Genomic DNA, 19,426 nt, shown 5'->3' with positions numbered 1-19,426 from the left:
CTAGCGTTATGGGTTTAAAAAAGAAAGCAGAAAGCAGTGTCGACACAGAAGCGCAAAACGAAGAAAAACGAAGCGCAGAGCGGACTCAGGAACAGCTGATCGCTGATTTGGCGTCAGCAGACAGCAGCACAAGACGATGGGCAATAAGAGACTTAGCTAATACCGAAAATGCGCACAAAGTATTTTTGGAGCGACTCCCCACGGAAAGCGACCCAACTGTTATAGAGGCATTGTTTAGTGCACTTGAGCACAATATGACTGATGCTGATGCTTCTCAATTGATTACGATGCTGAAGAGTGAGCAGGTGCAAATACGCAACGGTGCGATTGAGCTTATGCAGCAAAACCCGGATTTGTTTGCACATAATGTGCATAAACTTATGCAGGACGAGGACCCTGATACACGTATTTTCTGTGTTGATATCATCGGTGCAGTTGCTCACCCCGAAGCATTAAATTGGCTCCATCATATTGCACTAAATGATGATAATGAAAACGTTGTTGGAACAGCTTTAGATAAGCTTGCCGAAGTCTCAAACGCTTCCACTTACGACATTCTTCAAACAGTAGAAAGCCGCTTTCCAAACCACGCTTACATTTCCTTTGTTATTAGCCTAATACGAAATCAGTTAGGGAGTGCGTGATGAGTACAGCTACGTTAGAAAAGATCGCAGTGGCTGACTTTGAGCGATTTCGGTCTATGTTTTACAGAAAAACCGGGATCCACTTCGAAGATTCGAAGCGGTATTTTGTAGATAAGCGTTTACATGAGCGGATGAAAGCGACGGGGCACTCTAGTTTTAAAAGTTATTTCACGTTTATGCGCTTTCAGGCATCAGGCGAGGAGTTTCAAAATCTCGTAAATGCTATGACGGTAAACGAGACATACTTTTTCCGCGAGGAATACCAGTTTGACGCGATGACTCGTTTCATCATGGACGAGTTAGATAGTTATCGCCCACCGGGCGAGGATTTACGTATATGGTCAGTACCTTCAAGCACAGGCGAAGAGCCCTACTCTATAGCGATTCACCTTATTGAGAATTGGAAAGGGTTGGAACATAGGGATGTTGAAATTGCTTCTTCGGACATTGACAGTAGCGTACTAGCATCAGCCAAAAAGGGGCTCTATTCGAAGCGTTCGGTACAAAATATTCCCACAGCAATGATTAAGAAATATTTCATCGAAACCAATGGGCAGTTTCAGCTTTGTGAGGACATAAGAGAGTCGGTTTCGTTCTCGTTAGCGAATCTTTTATCAGGAACGAATATGAAGCAATTTCGCAATTTTGACTTAGTCTTTTGCCGAAACCTGCTTATTTATTTTGACGATGAGTCGCGCAAAAAAGCTGCACATGTATTGTTTGATTCAATGAAACCAGGTGGATACATCTTTTTAGGACACAGCGAGTCAATGAGCCGTATATCGTCTATGTTCAAGGTGCGTAAATTCGGTGATGTTATTGCCTACCAAAAGCCACTTGCAGGAGGGGCGTAACATGAAGACAGTAATGATAGTTGACGATGCGTCCACGATCAGAATGTTTCATAAAATGTTGGTATCTTCTGATGACCGCGTTGTAGAAGAAGCTGAAAACGGTGTTGAAGCATTAGAAAAGGCGATCGGTACTCCCGTTGATTTATTTTTGGTAGATGTAAATATGCCAAAAATGGATGGCTACCGGCTTTGTAAAGAGATACGACAAAACGAATTACTGCGTGCAGTTCCCATTATCATGATTAGCACAGAGTCTGCGAGCCAAGACGCGCAGCGAGCCTATCAATGTGGCGCCAACTTTTACATGACTAAGCCCGTAAATGCAGACGCATTAAAGTCAATTGTGAGCGCTGTTTTGGGGGGGAATCAATGAGTGAATTACTTGACGTCTTTATTGGCGAATCTCGAGAGAATCTTGAGTCAGCAAGCCAAGAGCTGATTGAAATTCAAGCCTCAGGCCCATCATCAGACAAAGTGGATAAAATCTTTAGAGATTTGCACACTATCAAGGGGTCATCAGATTTATTTGACATAAAGCCGCTAACACGTTTGGCACACGCCGCTGAGGACTTGCTAGACAGCGTGCGGGCACAAGATGTCGAGTACAGTGACGACATTGGTGACCTACTTCTTGAAGCGCTTGACCAGATATCAATGTGGTTTGATGAGCTTGAAAGCGGAACGCAAAATCTTGCAGAGTGGCAGCCAATATCAGCCGATCTAGGCGCCCAGCTACGCGCTTTTATTGATCCGTCTCAAGCGGGAGCGCAGGGCGATGACAAGCCAACAAATGAAAGCGTCGAGTCAAGTGATTCAACATCAATAACAAGTGCGGTATCTGATGTTCTTAACGCATTTGACGATGATGCCGACATAGCTCTTTTAGCGAAAAGTGGCTCACAAGACTTGTATGTTATCGAGTACAGTCCAGATGAAGGCTGTTTTTTCCGCGGTGAAGATCCGGTTAATGTGACGTTAGCGCTACCAGGGTTACACGCATTTGAAGTTAATGCGCCTAAGATGGCGGATGACGCGGACGTTTATCAATGTGTATTAAAAATCACTGCAATGGGCGAGGCTAGCGCAGACGCCATTGTGTCTCATATGGCATATTACGAAGGGCAATACACATTACATACGCTAACGCAGAAAGCGCTTAAACACCGTTGTAAAGAAAAAATCTTCGATAGTGTCGCGCAGCTCGATGACGAGGCATTGAACGATGCACTGAACGAAGCTCGTGAGTCAGGAAATTGCCAGATGCTGCAATCGACGGCGGGTTTATTGCTCACATCCCAAACACATGAAATGCCATTGAAAGCGGTGTTGTCGTTTTTATCATCCCATGACGATATGCGCTTTTTGAATGATACCGATACCGATGGCGATGTCACCGAAGAAGACGCAGCATGCGAGACGAGTTCAAATGCGTCAGTGTCTGGTAAGCAAGGGCTTCTGCCTCATGAGAGAGAACTTTTAGAGCAACAGCTTGCACTGCTTTATTCTGAAAACTATAACGCCGAGTTTATGTTTCCTTCAATCTCTATGGTTGTGGGTAATGTACTTAAACAAACCTTTAGCAACGATGCAGCGTTAGTTAGTGCTATTAATACCGCACTTGAGGAAAAACAAGATGATGAACCTGAAGCGGACAACATTGCTTTAGAGGACAGCAAGGCTGAGGCGCCAGCAGCGGAAGAAGAACCTACTCAACCGGCAAAAGCCGAGCGCCAGGCAGTGAAAATGCTTAAGGTCGACCAAAGTAAAATTGATTACTTGATGGACATTGTGGGTGAACTAACCGTCGCTAAGAACTCACTCCCTTATTTGGCAAAACAGGCCGAAGAAGAGGGGGGAAGTAAGAAGCTAAGCAAACAGATAAAAGCGCATTTCTCAATCGTTAATAGATTGACCGAGTCACTGCAAAGTGCAGTATTGCAAATACGCATGGTGCCGGTTTCTCATGTTTTTCAGCGCTATCCAAGATTAGTGAGAGATCTATCAAGAAAGCTCGATAAAAAGATCGAACTGTGTATGCAAGGTGAAGACACTGAGTTCGATAAAAATCTCATCGAATCTCTCTCGGAACCACTTATTCATCTGCTGCGAAATAGTATTGACCACGGTATTGAATCACCCGAAGACAGAATAGAAGCCGGTAAGTCTGAGACTGGGCGAATAGATCTAATTGCTACTCCTCTTGATGACAGTGTCATTATTGAAATTCGTGATGACGGTAAAGGTATCGATCCTAATAAAATTAAGTTACTGGCCTTTCAGAAAGGAATTATTACAGAAGCTCAGCTTGAGAGTATCGACGACAATGAAGCACTCCAGTTAATTTTTGCCGCCGGCTTTTCTACCAGTGAACAAGTCTCAGATTTATCGGGTCGTGGCGTAGGAATGGATGCGGTCAGAACGATGGTAAGTCAAGCGGGTGGTACTATCGAAATGCAGAGTGAAGTGGGTGTAGGCTCTACTTTCAAGCTGCTGTTACCTCAAACCATGTCTGTAAATCGCGTTATGATGTTCGAAGTCGATGACCAGATGTTTGGCGTAAGCATGGATGCAGTGGTAGAAACTGTGAAAGTACCTACACAAGATATCCAGCGCATACGTAATGAAAGTGTACTTGTGATACGCGATAAATTGGTGCCGCTTTGCAGTTTACGAGACGCACTAGGGTTTGAACAAAACGATGAAAAAGATGAACACTCGATATTGGTTGTGTCGACGCCACAGGGGGAGTTTGGGCTTATCATAGACAAATTTCATGAAGGTATCGACGTCATTCAAAAACCTCTGGAAGGGGTGCTTGCGGGGTATTCACACTTCTCTGGTACAGCTTTACTAGGTGATGGTCGAGTACTACTTATCATCAATGTACAGGAGGTATTATCTACATGCCTGTAACGTATAAGAAGAAGGTGGCTGTGCTCACCGGACACTGTGAAATTGAAGAAGCGGAAACCTTATTTTCCTGGCTCACTGAAGATGCTTCCAGACAGTTGAATTTAAAGGCATTAGCGACAGCTCACACCGCAGTTTTCCAAGTGCTGCTTTGCTTAAGACCAAAGGTTAGTGTACAGCCTGAATCATCAGAACTATATTGGTTAGTAGAGATGCTCCAAACTGACAACAACAAAGTGTGGTGTGAATGAGAGTAATAACGGTTGCAAATCGCAAAGGCGGTACAGCAAAAACCACGACAGTGGTGAATCTGGCTTTTGGTTTAGCGCAGCATGGCAACCGTGTTTTAGTACTCGACCTAGACAATCAAGGTCATGTAATGCAAGGATTAAGTGCGCTTGGTAACGAGTCACAAACGAGTATTACATCTATGCCTCTGAAAGGTTTTTTTACCTCAATAGTTAAGTGTTGCGACAAAATATACGCGACTAATGTAGACACCACGCGTGCCAATACTAATGAGGATATTGCGTTAGACGCTATTCGTCGTTGGTGTGACAGTGATGAAGTGTCACAGCAGTTTGATATGGTGATTATTGACACGCCACCCACATTAAGTCCGCAACTTATGGCTGCTTTGTCTGCCGCCACAGACATCATTATTCCAGCTACACCCATGCCGCTAGCGAGCGATGGCGTGCAGAAGTTACTCAATGCCTGCCGCAATGCAATGGTAGAGCGAAAGTTCAGAGCGACAAGTTTAACAATACTACCTGTAATGGTAGAGCAAAGCTTGAAACTACACCGACAAGAGATGAGTAATTGGTTTGGTCGCTATGGACGTAACAAAGTACTAAGACCAATACACAAAAACATAAAACTAGCCGAGGCATTTGCAGAAAATAAACCGATATTGGCGTATGCGCCGAATAGTCGTGGTGCGCATGACTATACTGAACTGTGTAAACAGCTAATCGGAATTAATGAAGAGGTAATGCAATGAGCGCAATACACTTAGTCGACGATTCAGCCACAATGCTGATGAGTATGGAGATGTTGTTAAAACGGGCGGGTTACACAGTAACCAAGTCGGAGAGTGCAGAGGCAGCCATGACGGCCCTTGAGTCAATTAGCCCTAAGTTGATTATTACAGATTTGAACATGCCTGGTATGAACGGCATAGAGCTAATACAAACGTTGAAAAGGCAGTCTAAATTCAGGTTTACACCGATGTTGATGTTGACGACAGAGTCTCAGCAAAGCCGACGTGAAGAAGCCAAATCTGCGGGTGCAACAGGATGGTTAGTAAAGCCTGTTGAGCCAGAGCAATTATTAGGTGTAGTAAAGCAGTTGGTGCCAACTGCATAAGGTTAGATTATGAAAGTACTTGAAAAAGCAAGGCAGTATTATGAAGTGGTATTCGCTGACAAGTTTAAAGTGCTTACGGATAAGTTTAATAGCGTTACGGACTCACTTTTGCTTTGGAGCGGTTTGGTAGGCGTGTCTGCTTTGGGTATGGCAATATCACTAAATGCACCACCAGAGTTTTTGGGAGGGCAGGCAGGTACCCTATTTACAATTTTGGGTTTTTTGAGTTTTGTTTCTTGGTATTCGTTTAGGCAAACGAATACATTCAAGACAAACATCAACAAACAAGAAGACTATTTACGAGAGACATCTGAGCAGCTAAACGAAACACATTCTCAAGTCAGTGAGTATGTGGCAATCCTCAAGGGCCAAATGGACGGTATCAGTGCTATTACTGAAGATGCATCGATGGAGCTGATGAAAGCGTTATACGAAATTGAAAGCAGTATTCAAGATAGTATGGATAACGTTGAGTTAGGTCAGAAAGATGCGCTTAGTTGCAAAGAAAAGAGCGCAGATGAATTTGTTATGGCTGCTGAGCGCTTAGCGAGTATCAAAGAGATGATTATTACACAGCGAAAGCAGCAAATAGCAGACACAGAGGCAATTCAAGGTGTTATGCGTGAGGTTGAAAACCTAAGAGAGCTGACCGAGCTGGTTAAAAATATAGCTTCACAAACCAACTTGTTAGCGCTAAACGCGGCTATCGAGGCAGCTAGAGCAGGCGAATACGGAAGGGGCTTTGCAGTAGTGGCCGAACAGGTGCGCATATTGTCCTCCCAGTCTTCAGAAGCAGCTGAAAAAATCGAATCAGGTATTAAGTCAGCGCTCGACGCGGCGCACAGTCAAGGTGAGAAGATGCTCAATTCAACGCGAGCAAACGATACTTGCGACCTTTTAACGGGCTTCTCTGATTCGCTAGAAAATATCACAAACCACTATCGTATATTAGAGGAGCTTAACCCTAAAATGTTGGCTTGCTTCTCAAAGAGTGCAACCGAAGTTGCTACGAAGGTAAGCGGAGCGATAGCCAAAATTCAGTTTCAAGATATTATTCGTCAGCGCACTGAGCACGTGAAGTTAGAACAAGATGCTATTGTTAGTTTGTTCGGGCAATTTTCCCGATACATCAATAACCGCGAACACTTTGATGACTCGTTCAATCTAAGTACGAAGGAAATGTTTGAAAAATACGTGATGGAAGACCAGCGTAAAATTCACTTTGACATAAATGAGCCATGTCCTGAAAAAGAGAAAAATGAGTTTGAAGAGGCGCGTGAGCCTAAAATAGAGCTCTTTTAGAAGATGGACCATGAGGGCCATTTGCATTTAATCTTGGTGCTTTTTTTTAACCGGTTTATTATTACTACAAGTGCTAGAGCGAGTTTAGATATCACAATATTATTCTGTCTGCTGTCGCAAAAGCAACGTTCAGCTTGAAGTAGGCGGCCTCGTTAATAAAATGCGGGTAGGTTTCAGAGTCAGACTCCCACACGATGTCTTTACCATCGAAAGTACGAAATACAGGTTGTTCAGGTAGTAAGGGTTTAAAGTCGGCATCTTGTAGCGAGTGGTGGACCATCGCCGTCCGATATCCCTCTTCATCTAACGGAAACGAAACGTTTTCGCCCAAACGAAAAACGTCGCATGGAGGTAAAGCATCTGTTGTTATGCTGCCTTCATTGTATGCCATGCAAAAATCTAGAGTAACTTCAGCCATCGTTTGGGTAAGCAAGTACACATCTTCTCGTAATACCCCCTGAGGCTGAGCGCCTACTTCAATCATTACGCCTTTTTTACCCGTTGTACACAGGTAACCGTGCTCTAAGTAGGGCTTCTCATCCTCAAGCAGAATGTTGGCTTCTGGCATATGATGTTTTACATAGCGTGCAAGCTGAATATGAAACTCGTCAGTTTCTAGAATAATGAGGGTAGCGCCCATAGCACTGGTGGTATTGTGTATATCAATGACGAGATCGGTTTTCGAATTTCCTTTCGGGCCAAGCTGCTCATTGAGCGTTTTTGCAAGCATCGCTTCTTTAGCAATATTGTTCTCAGCTAAAGCGTCAAAAGTAAACTGTCTATTTAAATCCTGCTCCAAGAACCGTACATTTGCTGCCAATGCCTCTTTGTTCGCTATGTTAAGCGATACATTCAGGTCACTAAATCGCTGGGGTAAGCCGTGTTGTCGCCAATTGCGGACAAGTTGTATGCCGCTTGTTTCGTTGCCATGGGTACCGCCTACCAGCGCAATAGAGTTAAGCATAGACCGATGTAATCCTTGTAGTTAATACCTGTAAGTTGTGTACTTACGTTGTAAATGCTTTTACATGCTAAAAGCGAGCTTTTGAGTGTATTGCAGTTTGTTGTGATAGTACACATTAGCGACATTCGTCAGAATACGTTTATGGAATAATTGAAAACAAAAACGCATTGGCAGGAGCGCTCAGCTTAAAAGAGCCCTCAGCGCGAGAGAGCCCTCAGCGCAAAAAGCCCTTAGCGTAAAAGGGCCATCAGCATACAAGAGCATTTAGCGCACTTCGTTTGCATATTGCTTTCTATAGCGTTTGGTCAGTTTAGCCGCTCGCAGCTGGTCTAAAATCAACGACACCAGTGCAATGGCATTATGAGTGGGCTTTTTACCGTCACCTAGTCGGCGAAGCTGTCTTTTTACCTGTGCCATTGTCGCAAGGCCTGCCAACGTTTTATCTTTCCAACCTACAACAGGAATTACACCTTCGATGTCTGGCGCTTCAAGCCATCGGTTGGGTAAATCTGGCGTTAGTGCTAATGCTGATGCTATGCCCACCATATCGACATTGCTTTCAATTACCTGCTGGGCAACAGAGAGTCGGCGTATGCCACCCGTGGTCATAATTGGCGTGCGAGTTGTATCAGCAATTTGCTTCGCAAAGCTTAAAAAATAGGCCTCGCGAGAAAGTGTACGTTCATCGGCAGTGCGACCTTGCATGGCTGGAGCCTCGTAGCTTCCGCCTGACAGCTCAACAAGATCGACGTTCAACTGACTAAGCATTTCAACAACTTGCTGTGCATCGTTTACGTCAAATCCGCCTCGTTGAAAATCAGCTGAATTTAGTTTCACAGCAATATCAAAAGCGTTGCCACATTTCTCTCTCACTTTTTTTGCGATAGTAATAAGTAAACGAGCCCTGTTTTCTAAACTGCCACCCCAGTTGTCTTTGCGCTTATTAGTAAGTGGCGATAAGAATTGAGATAACAAATATCCGTGTGCTGCATGAATTTGAACGCCGTCATAACCCGCTTGTTGCGCAAGGCTTGCGGTAGTAACAAAGCGTTCAATAAGGTCGTTAATGTCTTCTTCGGTCATGGCTTTTGGCTTTTCAAAAAGGCCTGAGTGCTTACCCATATCTAAAGCAATATCTGAAGGTGAGAGGACCTTACCGCCCATTTTCTTAAACACTTGGCGGCCTGGGTGATTAATTTGCATCCACAGGCGCGTGTTGTTTTGCTTTGCTTCAGCAGCCAGTTTTTTAAAGGGCTCAAGCGGTGTGTTGGCTTCTAAAACTAAGCCTCCGGGGCCTGTCATTGCCAAATGATCAACCATGACATTTCCAGTAATAATTAGCCCAACGCCGCCCTCGGCCCATTTGCGATACAAGGTAAACAAAGCGCCTCCTGGCAGCTGATTAGCATCCGCCATGTTCTCTTCCATGGCCGCTTTTGCAATTCGGTTTTTAACAACATTCCCATTGGGTAGCGTAAAAGGAGTAAATACCACAGATGCCATATCGTCTTCTCCAAAAGGCATTAATCAAGTTGTGTTTACTATAAGCTTTAAGTTAACTTTAAGGTCAAGGTTAATTTTAAAAAGAAAAGCATATGCGTATTGGGCAATTAGCAGAAACAGTTGGACTACCAACAAGCACCATTCGATTTTACGAACAAAAAGGGTTAATGCCTGCAGCCGATAGAACCGCGAAGGGCTACCGCAAATATACCGCAGAAGCGGTGGAACGCTTAAAGATGATTAAGTTTGCAACCAGTCTTGGTTTTGCACTGGATGATCTGCCTGGCTTATTTGCTAGCGGTGAGGGGCTTGATCACGAACAAGTGATGGCTCATTTGCAAGATCGTACCGCTGAAATCAATCACCTTCTTAACACGCTAACTCGTCAGAAAACGCAAATGGAATATTTGACGCAACGCCTTGGCGAACTATGGAGGGCAGGGCACTGCATGAGTGCCTGTGAGTTAGATGGTTTACTTTCAGAACTTTCTACCACTAAATAATCGAAGGTAATCTGATGTTACATCACAAATTAATGATGCAACGTGGTTTTTAACGTGCTGAAGAAAAACTTAATGCTTAAAAAAGTCTTCTTGCTGCTGGGCTAGCATCGCTTCTATTTCTTCAACGTCAATATGCTTTGGCGTGGCGTCTTCAGCTGGTTTTCCAGCTATTTTCCTGTCTTCTGCTGCCCACTCACCTAAATCAATTAGCTGGCATTTTTTACTACAAAAAGGGCGGAATTCACTTTCAGGCGCCCATACAACCGACTTTGCACAAATGGGGCATTTTACTTCCATTGGAAACTCCACGAATAAAGACTTAAAAACACGATATAAGGGTGTAGTTTAGCAGGCGGTTAGATGAAACTGAACATGGTCTTCAACTGCCGAGCTTCCATTGTCGTTCGATGTAAACAACATAAAGCGCAGGGCATAGCGATACTTGTTACCGCTAAGCGTAGGGTAATACCCTTCATCAACGCGACAGCGAACACGGATTAATTCGTTTTTGTCTTCTGCGACACCTTGGTAAAAGCCATTTTCGGCAGTGACCGCAGTAAACTGCCCTCGCTCACGAATGAACGACAAGCTTACTGCTATGGCATCGTCTAGCAACGCTAATGTCTCAAGCCATTTGGTTATATCAGACTGGCGCTGCGTAAGAGGTTGTTGTAACCAAAAATGAAGGTTTGGTAGGTCGAAACTGCACGCTCCGCCTGGGATAGCAAAACGTTGCCTAATTGCGCTTAGCAGCTTTTCTTCTTTTAGGGCACTGCCAAAGCGTCTATCGCTTTTCAGCTTGTCGCGCAGTGTGATAACTGTTTTAAGCGCTTGTTCTAGCGCCGTACTGTCAATTTTGGGATGCTTCGACCAATACACTAAATTTCTTTCATGTGCTTCTAGGTCTTTTGTTAAATCGGAGCGAAGATCTAACCGCTCTATTAAATCAAGAAGTTCAAAAAGTTGTTGAAAGAAAACAAGCTGTAGATGGGTATGTTCTGTCTTCGCTGTAATTTTAATTTGCCCAAGCAGCTGCTCAACACGTAAATAATTACGTACTTTTTCCTTTAATGGAAATTCAAACACAGCGTCGCTCATGGATACCCTTAAAACACAGTTACTTAGGGCTAAAGCCTAATGCATCATTACGATTAAGCCAAGTATACTTGTTAACCCGATAGGTTTTTTGACGTCATTTGGTCAAAAAAGTTTCAAAATCAGGCGGTTTACACTGGTTTTACTAGGTTTAAACCTTACCTTTGCGTATTACGCGTTTGAGAGGGCACTAAGTTTGGAATGAAGAGCATCAACCTGTTTAGCAAGATGCTGAAGACTATCGCTGTTATTTAACACATCATCAGCTGCTTTTAGACGAACTTCTCTTGTTGCCTGAGAGGCCATGATGCTTTTAATTGTTTGTTCTGAACTGCCATCGCGCTGCAAAGCCCGCTGTAGTTGCATTTCCTCCGGGCAATCAACCACTACCACGTGGTTACACATTGTTGTGAGGTTGTTTTCTACCAATAGCGGCACACTCAAAATACAGTAAGGGCCTTGAGATTCATTGATAAGCGCTATCATTCGTTCACGAATAAGCGGGTGCAATAGGTTATTTAGCCATACTTTTTCATCACTATTGCTAAACACTTTCTCTCTCAATAGGGGTCTGTTTAAGCTTCCATCTGAAAGTAGAATATCATCGCCAAAGTGTTCGCTTATGGCCTGTAACCCTTCTGAACCAATGGCAACGACGTCCCGAGCAACTTCATCGGCATCTATAATGTCTATGTTGTGTTTGGTAAATAATGCGGTGGCCGCCGATTTTCCGCTGCCAATGCCACCGGTTAGGCCTACTACAAATTGATTGCGCATTGCTGCCTCCGTTTAATGCCTAAAACACATTGGCTTATAGCACCATATCTAAATAGGCGCTTATGATTTCGCTCTTATAAAGCAGTGTAAGCCAGCCCGCAACAGCAAGGTAAGGACCAAAAGGTATTGCCAACGACTTTCCCTTATTTTGAATAACCATAATGGCAATACCAGCAATAGCGCCAACAAATGACGACAAAAGAATAATAACAGGAAGTCCTTGCCAGCCAGTAAAAGCGCCCAGCGCGGCAAGCAATTTAAAGTCGCCGTAGCCCATGCCTTCTTTGCCCGTAGCAAGTTTGAACAGCCAATATACCGACCATAAACTAAGGTAGCCCGCTGCCGCGCCAATAATAGCGTCTGTAGGGCTTACAAAAACATTAAACACGCTAAGCAATAACCCGGTCCATAACAGTGGCAGTGTTAGCTGGTCTGGAAGTAACATCGTATCAATGTCGATAAATAGCAGTGAAATCAACACAAAGGTAAAACCAACTGCCCACAATGCTTGTACAGATGGGCCGAAATGAAAGACGGCGAAGGTACAGGCAAGCGCCGTGAATAACTCTACTAATGGGTAGCGTATTGAAATTTTGGTTTCACAATTAGCGCAGCGGCCTTTAAGAAACAAATAGCTAAGCACGGGAATGTTTTCCCATGCTCGTATTTTATGACCACAAGACGGGCATGTGCTGTCGGGCTTAACGAGGTTGAAAGGCGCGGGTTGTTGGGAATCTTCGTGCGTCTTTGCATCAGTCGCATGTTCTGCATTGGGCGATTCGGCTGTTGCTGATTGCTCGCTAAAGTACTCTTGATATTCACGCTTCCAGGTGCGCTCCATCATAATAGGCAAACGATAGATAACTACATTAAGAAAGCTTCCTACCATCAAGCTAACAATGAAAACTAAAGCGTAAAAAAAGACAGGGTAAACCTGACTAAGTGTTATGAGTGACTCAGGGAATGACGCGTTCATGAAACCTTTCTTGTTATAAATATTTGGTGTGAAAGTTATCGAGCGCTAGTTATACCACGTTACCCATTTGGAAAATAGGTAAGTACATGGCAACAATAAGGCCACCAATAACCACGCCTAATACTGCCATTATCATGGGTTCTAGAAGGCTGGTTAGGCCGTCTACCATGTCGTCTACTTCGGCTTCGTAAATGGTAGCAATTTTACTAAGCATCTCATCTACCGAGCCCGATTCTTCACCAATGGCAATCATTTGTGTCACCATATCGGGAAATACTTGGGTTGCGCGCATGGCAACGTGCATAGGCATACCGCCGGCAACTTCTTTACGCATATACAAAATGGCGTCACGATAAACGGCATTGCCCGATGCGCCTGCAGCTGACTCAAGGGCGCCTATAAGCGGTACACCAGCGGCGAAGGTAGTGGCGAGCGTGCGCGTGAAGCGGGCAATACTGGCTTTCTTTAAAATTTCGCCTACAACTGGAATTTTTAAAATGTTCTTGTCTACGTTGTCACGTAGTTTTTGGCTATTTCGGTGAGCTCTTACAAATAAATAGCCTGCCACACCAAGGCCAATGGCGATAAAAATACCGTAATCTTGTACAAACCTAGAAATACCTAGCACGAACAAAGTGAAAGCAGGAAGTTCGGCGCCAAAACTACTGAATATTTCTTCAAACTGCGGCACCACAAAAATAAGAAGAATAGTGGTAACAATAAATGCAACAACCAAAACAGCAATAGGGTAAAACATTGCTTTTTTGATCTTCGATTTTAAGGCTTCGGCTTTTTCTTTATACGTTGCAATTCTATCGTAAATGGTTTCAAGCGCACCCGACTGTTCGCCTGTGTAAACCAAGTCGCAATATAGATCGTCAAAGTAAAGAGGGTGCTTTCGCAAAGCAGATGATAGCGGGTTACCCGATTTTACTTCATCGGTAATTTCGCCAAGGAGTTTACGCATGCTGGCCTTTGCATGGCCTTGAGCAATCATTTCTAAGCTTTGGATAAGTGTTACACCAGCGGCAAGCATGGTAGCAATCTGACGGGAGATAACAGAAATATCAGAAGGCGTTATTTTTTGGCCGCCTGCGCCAAACAATGGTTTCGCGAGTTTCTTAACTTTGTTTGCAGAAATGCCCTGACGGCGTAATAAGTTCTTTGCTTCGGCAATTGAGGCAGCAGTAATTTCACCTTTTCTAGATTGGCCATGTCGGTCTTTTCCTTGCCAAGTAAATGTAGTGACTGCTTTTGCCATAGTCGGTTCTCTTCTTACTGCTCAGATTTACATGTCTGTGATTCTACAAAGCTTTACTTCCAAGAATTTTCTTCACAACGCTTTGTTTTCACAACACTGTTAATAAAAATATAGCCTTTTTCAAACAAAAAAGGCCCAGAGAATTCCGGGCCTTTCTTTAAAGCTTGCTAAATTAGCATACAGTTGTTGGGTCGCACGATTTAGTCCACTTAACGTTGCCGTCAGTTACGTCAGGCGTAAGTGTGAACGTTGCTGCACCAGAGCCAGCTGCGTTTTGTAGGCCAGAGTTACCTGAAGCTGTCGCTGAGATAACGCCGTCAGCTGTTGTAACACCTACTGTGTCAGCGTCAGCAGTGATTGTTGCTGGGATGCCGTTAGCCGCTTGGTCACATGCAGTGATGTCTGCAGTTGACGCGAAGCAAATTTCTACCGCAGTTTTAGCTGCTGCTGTTGCGTTAGTTACTTCAGTAAACTTAGCTTTCTGCGTGTAGTTTTGGTAAGCAGGAAGTGCGATTGCAGCAAGAATACCGATGATTGCAACAACAATCATTAATTCGATTAGGGTGAAACCTTTTTGGTTTTTAGCGTTCATGTTCATCATGGCTTTTCTCCGGGACGTGTATAACACGTTAAGTTTAAATTTAATTCAAATTGACGTTTATACCCGGTTCGCTTTTTGAACGCCCCTGGTACTTGATATTCAGTATAGAATTTTTATTGTCTGTGACAAGTATAGCGAAATATACCTATGTCTTACTTTTTCAGTATGACACGTTCTGCTACGCGTTTGCATACGTGAAGCGTTAAACTTTCGGATAATACACAAATACTTACGAACGTATAGCTAACAATACACTGAGTGTGTTCTGGTCTTGATTACGGGCGGCGCTGCTGCGAGGATATGAGTTATGCAACTCATATCCTCGAGCTCCTAGGACGTATACTTGCCTGCATAAAAAAGAAAGCAAATTGGCGCTTCCTTTTTCATTGATATTGCATTGCTAGTCTAAATTTATCCTTAGCGACAAATCGACAGCTTGAAGATGCTTGGTCAATGCGCCAGAAGAAATATAGTCTACGCCCAACGTTGCCAGCGATGCCAAACGCTCGTTAGTAATATTTCCAGATACCTCGAGTTTACATTGCCCGTTGTTTATTGATACTGCCTGTTGGATCTGTTCATTAGTAAAATTATCCAGCATAACAATATCAGCACCTGCTTGCATGGCCTGTTGAAGTTCATCAATGTTCTCAACTTCCACTTCTACCAGTTTACCTGGCATCATTTCTTTTGCTCGCTGTACAGCCTTATTAATGCCGCCGCACGAGAAAATATGGTTCTCTTTAATTAGGAAGGCATCGAATAAACCCACACGGTGGTTTTGGCCGCCACCGCAGCGCACAGCGTACTTCTGTGCATAACGAAGCCCAGGTAATGTTTTGCGTGTATCGAGAATTTTTGTAGCGCTGTTCGAAAGTAGCTTGGCATAGAACGATGTAACGGTTGCTGTAGCTGACAGAGTCTGTAAGAAGTTAAGCGCAGTACGCTCGGCAGTTAATATAGCGCGCGCAGAGCCCTCTAAACTCACTAACACAGTATCTGCACTTACGTTGTCGCCGTCAGCAACGTGCCAAGTGAGTTCTACCGACTCATCGATAAGTGCAAACGCTTGGTTCACCCACGCTACACCGCAAACAACACAGTCTTCGCGAGTAATAATGGTGGCTTTGGCGCTAACATCTTCATTAATTAGATTAGCAGTAATGTCATTTGCGGCGTTTAGTTCGCCACCTAAATCTTCAATTAACGCGTTAGCGACTTGTTCGCGTATTGCTTGCATATCTGGTGATGTCATCTTCATCGCTGTTATCTACTTCAAAGGGTACGCAATATTAACCAATCTCCGCGCTGAGTAAACTCTAATTGGCGAAGAACGCTCATTCCAAGCAAAATATGGTCATCTTTCATGCCTGGATTTAAGTTGGCGTCTACATTACGCAGCACAATATCGCCAACGCGCAGTGTATCAATGGTAGATTCTGATATACGCACCGTACCATTGGCTGTGCTCGCTAATCCTTCTCTACCTGCTTTTAACTGCAACTTATTGGCAAGGTGAGCCGGTACAGCAACATCGGTTGCCCCTGTATCAACCAAAAAGATAACTTCTTCGCCATTAATAAAGCCGGTTGTAACGTAGTGACCTTGCCTATTTTGTTTAAGTCTTACTTCGGTTTGTGAACCAATGCGCTGAGACTCGGGCTTGCTGTTAGGGTTAACCTGCTTATCAAGTAAACCGGAAAACACAATAGCCAAAAGGCCCAGCCCGCAAATCCACGCTAAAGCCACCATCCACTTGGCGGCACTATTATTGTCGTGTTTTTCAGTCATTCATTGTGGCCTTTAGTGAAATTTCCACGTTGCTGGTACTCATAGGGATCGTCCTTGCTTGATTTTATTTGTCTTACAGTGTCACACTTTAAATCATGTAGTCGAATACACAACAATTCAAATAAGTATGGTTTTTTACCCTAGTGCGCAACGCACATTAAGCCCGTTTTACGATGAAAGACCCAGTGAAGACGATATTAGTCTGCTGGTTATTCACAATATCTCATTGCCACCTTCTGAATTTGGCACATCGGGCATAAGAGATTTGTTTACAGGAAATCTCGATGTAAACGCGCATCCTTTTTATAAAGAGATAGCAGGGCTTCGGGTTTCTGCTCACTGCGTTATTTATCGTACGGGTGAAATTGAACAATTCGTACCATTTAATGCGCGTGCATGGCACGCCGGTGTGTCAACGTTTCAAGGCACAGGGCGATGCAACGACTTTGCTATTGGTATTGAACTAGAAGGTACCGATACGCTGCCCTATACCGACGAGCAATATGCGTCGCTTCAACAAGTTAGTGAATTCATTATTAATCACTATCCTCGGATCACTTTAGGGCGTATTGTGGGTCATAATGATATTGCGCCAGGTCGAAAAACCGATCCGGGCGAAGCATTTGATTGGGCAAGATTTAGAACAAGCTTACGAAACACGTTCTTACATGAATAAGGAATTTTTCAAACCATGATGCTAATGAGCCTATTGTTGGTACTGAGTTTAGAAAGAATTATAAGCAAAGACACCAACTGGCATATAGAGACATACGCTGCTTCTTACAGACAGTTTATGGTCGAAAAAGGGTGGTTTTCTGAAAGTAGCAGCAACACGAATTTCTACCTTGTAATGTTACTGCCTGCATTGTTGCTAGCAGCAATAGAATACTGGCTGCTAGGTGCGTTTTTTACGTTTATAGAACAAAGCATTGTTTTGTTTATCTGCATAGGCTGTCCTGCGCTTAGGACCACCTACAAATGTTTTTTAAACGCAGCAGAACGTGGCGACTTGCAGGCATGTAGCATGTACACCGACCAGCTTGGTCATTGCTCATCAGGCCATGAAAGCGACGGAACGGCTAGTACTGAAGGCAAAAGCTTTGGCCAACACCTTACGTGGCTTAATTACCAGCACTATGCTGCGGTAATGCTTTGGTTTATTGCGTTTGGTGCGCCAGGCGCCCTGTTTTATTGTTTAACTAGAAGTACTACAGACGCACTTTGTAGCAGTGAACACCCACTTCGCGAAGCGTCGGCCCGCTTAATGTTTGCATTAGACTATGTACCTGTTCGAATAACAGCATTTGGTATGTTAATCATGGGACACTTCTCTCGTGCACTTCCTGAATGGCTTAATTATGCACTTCAATTTGATGTGCCAGCTTACGATGTGCTTACCTCAATATCATCAAAAGCAGAAATGCTTACACCAGAAGAGCACAAGCAACAGGCTGAAAATGCAGCAGTAGAACCGAAAGTATTAGTAAAATTAGCTAAACGTAATGTTATTTTTTTACTAGTGATTACTTCAGCACTTACCCTTGTGGGCAGCTTGGCATAGTGAACATTTTTTACATTTAACATTACCTTTCATTTTAAAGTGCGCTTGGTCTAAAAATAATTTGTATGTAGATCAAGCGCTTTTCACCTCTTTAAAGTAATCGTTGCTCTCGTCAGACCAGTTCAAGGTTTTCGACTTTTCTTAGTAAATTCAACAATAAAGCTTTACAGCGAGCAAACTGCTCATGCTTTGCTATGCTCTAGAGTATTTACCTCAAAATAGATCTGCCTTAAACTGTATAGGTAAAATGGTATTACCAATTGTGTTAATGAATAAATTTTCTCCGATTATTTTTTACATTCACACGTGTTATGCCGATTTGTTACGGCGAATTGTTACGCCATTATGCATTTTAAGGAAAAGGACAGATAACGCGCATGCGCCAGCAGCGAAAAAAACTCTCTGATGTAATCACCGAGCAACTCGAGTCAATGATTCTCGACGGTACGTTATTGGCTGGTCAAAAGTTACCGCCAGAAAGAGAGCTTGCGCTTGAATTTGACGTGTCTCGTCCATCTTTAAGAGAAGCCATAGGTAATTTGCAGGCTCGCGGGTTAGTTGAGCGCAAACAAGGGGGCGGTACGTTTGTAAGCCGCAACCTAAATGCAGCAATGAAAGACCCGCTTATGGATTTAGTTAGCCAGCGTCCAGAAACACAGTTCGACTTGCTTGAATTTCGTCATGCGTTAGAAGGTATGTCTGCCTATTACGCGGCGCTTCGTGGACAGCCTGAAGATTATGAAGCGCTAAAACAAGCGTTAAACGAGCTACCCACGCCTGGCGCCAAAGACAGTAAACGCGCACAAGCTGAAGCGCTTGGCCAGTTTTACATCACCATGGCGCGAGCTTCTCATAACATGGTGCTTCTACATGTAATGAGCACTATGCAAAGTATGTTGGTTGACAATATAGAACGAAATTTAGACATGCTGGCTTCGCACACTGAAGCGGTTGAAGACATTGCTAAGCAGCGTCGAGAAATTGTAGATGCCATTGCCTCACGCGACCCTGAAGCAGCACGTCAGGCATGTAATACGCATCTAGCGTTTATTGAAAAAACGCTACTAACAATAAACCAACGTGACACGCGAGTTCAGCGCGCGTTGCGTAGATTAGAAATTTAGTTAATTAACCCGTTAGTTAACTATTCATTCGCAGAGGCCGGTCGGGTTTTTACCTGTGCCACTGCAAAAGCAGGTGAGCCAGATAGGGTCACTGTGAGTACAACGTAATTTAGTTTTCCTTCTTTTGGCGTTTCTTTTTAAGAAACAAAGCCTAAGGAGGATTTTCTATATAAGCAAAAAATAGGATGGCAC

Annotated in this window: 22 protein-coding genes; 12 read left to right on the top strand and 10 right to left on the bottom strand. The window is 43.7% G+C overall.

The features are described 5' to 3' along the window. Positions 1–8 precede the first annotated feature (8 nt). Genes V7R35_RS04900 through V7R35_RS04865 form a run of 8 tightly spaced genes read left to right on the top strand, consistent with a single transcriptional unit; the run spans position 9 to position 7,078 of the window. Entirely contained in the window at positions 9–644 is a 636-nt protein-coding gene (locus V7R35_RS04900) for a HEAT repeat domain-containing protein (protein ID WP_334013592.1), read from the top strand. Then, on the top strand, positions 644–1,498 hold the full coding sequence (locus V7R35_RS04895; protein WP_334013591.1) for a CheR family methyltransferase: 855 nt from the start codon (positions 644–646) through the stop codon (positions 1,496–1,498). The genes V7R35_RS04900 and V7R35_RS04895 overlap by 1 nt, the downstream gene beginning before the upstream one ends. Position 1,499: 1 nt before the next feature. Next, entirely contained in the window at positions 1,500–1,871 is a 372-nt protein-coding gene (locus tag V7R35_RS04890) for a response regulator (protein ID WP_334013590.1), read from the top strand. After that, the gene (locus V7R35_RS04885) at positions 1,868–4,411 is read left to right on the top strand and encodes a chemotaxis protein CheA (protein ID WP_334013589.1); all 2,544 of its coding nucleotides are present in this window, start codon (positions 1,868–1,870) and stop codon (positions 4,409–4,411) included. The genes V7R35_RS04890 and V7R35_RS04885 overlap by 4 nt, the downstream gene beginning before the upstream one ends. Further along, a complete protein-coding gene (locus V7R35_RS04880) occupies positions 4,402–4,659 on the top strand; it encodes a hypothetical protein (protein ID WP_334013588.1) in 258 nt (85 codons plus the stop codon). The genes V7R35_RS04885 and V7R35_RS04880 overlap by 10 nt, the downstream gene beginning before the upstream one ends. After that, entirely contained in the window at positions 4,656–5,411 is a 756-nt protein-coding gene (locus V7R35_RS04875) for a ParA family protein (protein WP_334013587.1), read from the top strand. The genes V7R35_RS04880 and V7R35_RS04875 overlap by 4 nt, the downstream gene beginning before the upstream one ends. After that, a complete protein-coding gene (locus V7R35_RS04870) occupies positions 5,408–5,776 on the top strand; it encodes a response regulator (protein WP_334013586.1) in 369 nt (122 codons plus the stop codon). Before V7R35_RS04875 ends, V7R35_RS04870 begins: the two co-directional genes overlap by 4 nt. A gap of 9 nt (positions 5,777–5,785) precedes the next feature. Then, entirely contained in the window at positions 5,786–7,078 is a 1,293-nt protein-coding gene (locus V7R35_RS04865; protein ID WP_334013585.1) for a methyl-accepting chemotaxis protein, read from the top strand. Between the two features lie 91 nt (positions 7,079–7,169). Here V7R35_RS04865 and V7R35_RS04860 read toward each other — a convergent pair whose 3' ends face one another. Then, on the bottom strand, positions 7,170–8,042 hold the full coding sequence (locus V7R35_RS04860; RefSeq protein ID WP_334013584.1) for an aspartoacylase: 873 nt from the start codon (positions 8,040–8,042) through the stop codon (positions 7,170–7,172). Positions 8,043–8,306: 264 nt separating this feature from the next. Next, positions 8,307–9,545: an NADH:flavin oxidoreductase/NADH oxidase family protein gene (locus V7R35_RS04855; RefSeq protein WP_334013583.1), complete on the bottom strand. Its 1,239-nt coding sequence runs from the start codon at positions 9,543–9,545 to the stop codon at positions 8,307–8,309. 92 nt (positions 9,546–9,637) lie between these two features. Between V7R35_RS04855 and V7R35_RS04850 the strand changes: the two genes are divergently transcribed. Next, on the top strand, positions 9,638–10,048 hold the full coding sequence (locus V7R35_RS04850; protein ID WP_334013582.1) for a MerR family transcriptional regulator: 411 nt from the start codon (positions 9,638–9,640) through the stop codon (positions 10,046–10,048). Between the two features lie 69 nt (positions 10,049–10,117). On the opposite strand, the gene yacG is transcribed toward V7R35_RS04850, so the two are convergent. From yacG to V7R35_RS04810, 8 genes are all read right to left on the bottom strand, one after another. Continuing rightward, the gene (gene yacG / locus V7R35_RS04845) at positions 10,118–10,345 is read right to left on the bottom strand and encodes a DNA gyrase inhibitor YacG (protein WP_334013581.1); all 228 of its coding nucleotides are present in this window, start codon (positions 10,343–10,345) and stop codon (positions 10,118–10,120) included. A gap of 48 nt (positions 10,346–10,393) precedes the next feature. Then, on the bottom strand, positions 10,394–11,146 hold the full coding sequence (gene zapD, locus V7R35_RS04840; RefSeq protein ID WP_334013580.1) for a cell division protein ZapD: 753 nt from the start codon (positions 11,144–11,146) through the stop codon (positions 10,394–10,396). Between the two features lie 168 nt (positions 11,147–11,314). Further along, entirely contained in the window at positions 11,315–11,920 is a 606-nt protein-coding gene (gene coaE / locus V7R35_RS04835) for a dephospho-CoA kinase (protein WP_334013579.1), read from the bottom strand. A gap of 34 nt (positions 11,921–11,954) precedes the next feature. Beyond that, positions 11,955–12,896: a prepilin peptidase gene (locus V7R35_RS04830; RefSeq protein WP_334013578.1), complete on the bottom strand. Its 942-nt coding sequence runs from the start codon at positions 12,894–12,896 to the stop codon at positions 11,955–11,957. Positions 12,897–12,945: 49 nt separating this feature from the next. Beyond that, complete coding sequence (locus tag V7R35_RS04825) at positions 12,946–14,157, bottom strand: type II secretion system F family protein (protein WP_334013577.1); 1,212 nt, start codon at positions 14,155–14,157, stop codon at positions 12,946–12,948. Between the two features lie 172 nt (positions 14,158–14,329). Continuing rightward, a complete protein-coding gene (locus V7R35_RS04820) occupies positions 14,330–14,758 on the bottom strand; it encodes a pilin (RefSeq protein WP_334013576.1) in 429 nt (142 codons plus the stop codon). A gap of 400 nt (positions 14,759–15,158) precedes the next feature. Continuing rightward, on the bottom strand, positions 15,159–16,013 hold the full coding sequence (nadC, locus tag V7R35_RS04815) for a carboxylating nicotinate-nucleotide diphosphorylase (protein WP_334013575.1): 855 nt from the start codon (positions 16,011–16,013) through the stop codon (positions 15,159–15,161). Positions 16,014–16,033: 20 nt separating this feature from the next. Beyond that, complete coding sequence (locus V7R35_RS04810) at positions 16,034–16,549, bottom strand: retropepsin-like aspartic protease family protein (RefSeq protein ID WP_334013574.1); 516 nt, start codon at positions 16,547–16,549, stop codon at positions 16,034–16,036. A 127-nt stretch (positions 16,550–16,676) separates the two neighbouring features. On the opposite strand from V7R35_RS04810, the gene ampD reads away from it, so the two are divergent. The 3 genes from ampD (at position 16,677) to V7R35_RS04795 (ending at position 19,234) form a co-directional block, all read left to right on the top strand. Further along, the gene (ampD, locus tag V7R35_RS04805) at positions 16,677–17,225 is read left to right on the top strand and encodes a 1,6-anhydro-N-acetylmuramyl-L-alanine amidase AmpD (protein ID WP_334013573.1); all 549 of its coding nucleotides are present in this window, start codon (positions 16,677–16,679) and stop codon (positions 17,223–17,225) included. A 15-nt stretch (positions 17,226–17,240) separates the two neighbouring features. Continuing rightward, a complete protein-coding gene (gene ampE / locus V7R35_RS04800; RefSeq protein WP_334013572.1) occupies positions 17,241–18,110 on the top strand; it encodes a beta-lactamase regulator AmpE in 870 nt (289 codons plus the stop codon). A gap of 377 nt (positions 18,111–18,487) precedes the next feature. Next, on the top strand, positions 18,488–19,234 hold the full coding sequence (locus V7R35_RS04795) for a GntR family transcriptional regulator (RefSeq protein WP_334013571.1): 747 nt from the start codon (positions 18,488–18,490) through the stop codon (positions 19,232–19,234). The last annotated feature ends 192 nt before the right edge of the window (positions 19,235–19,426 follow it).

The organism is Alteromonas sp. S167 (assembly GCF_036864375.1).
Lineage (GTDB): Bacteria > Pseudomonadota > Gammaproteobacteria > Enterobacterales > Alteromonadaceae > Alteromonas.
The sequence above is the reverse complement of the archived record's forward strand: the minus strand, read 5'-3'. Positions and strand labels throughout refer to the sequence as shown.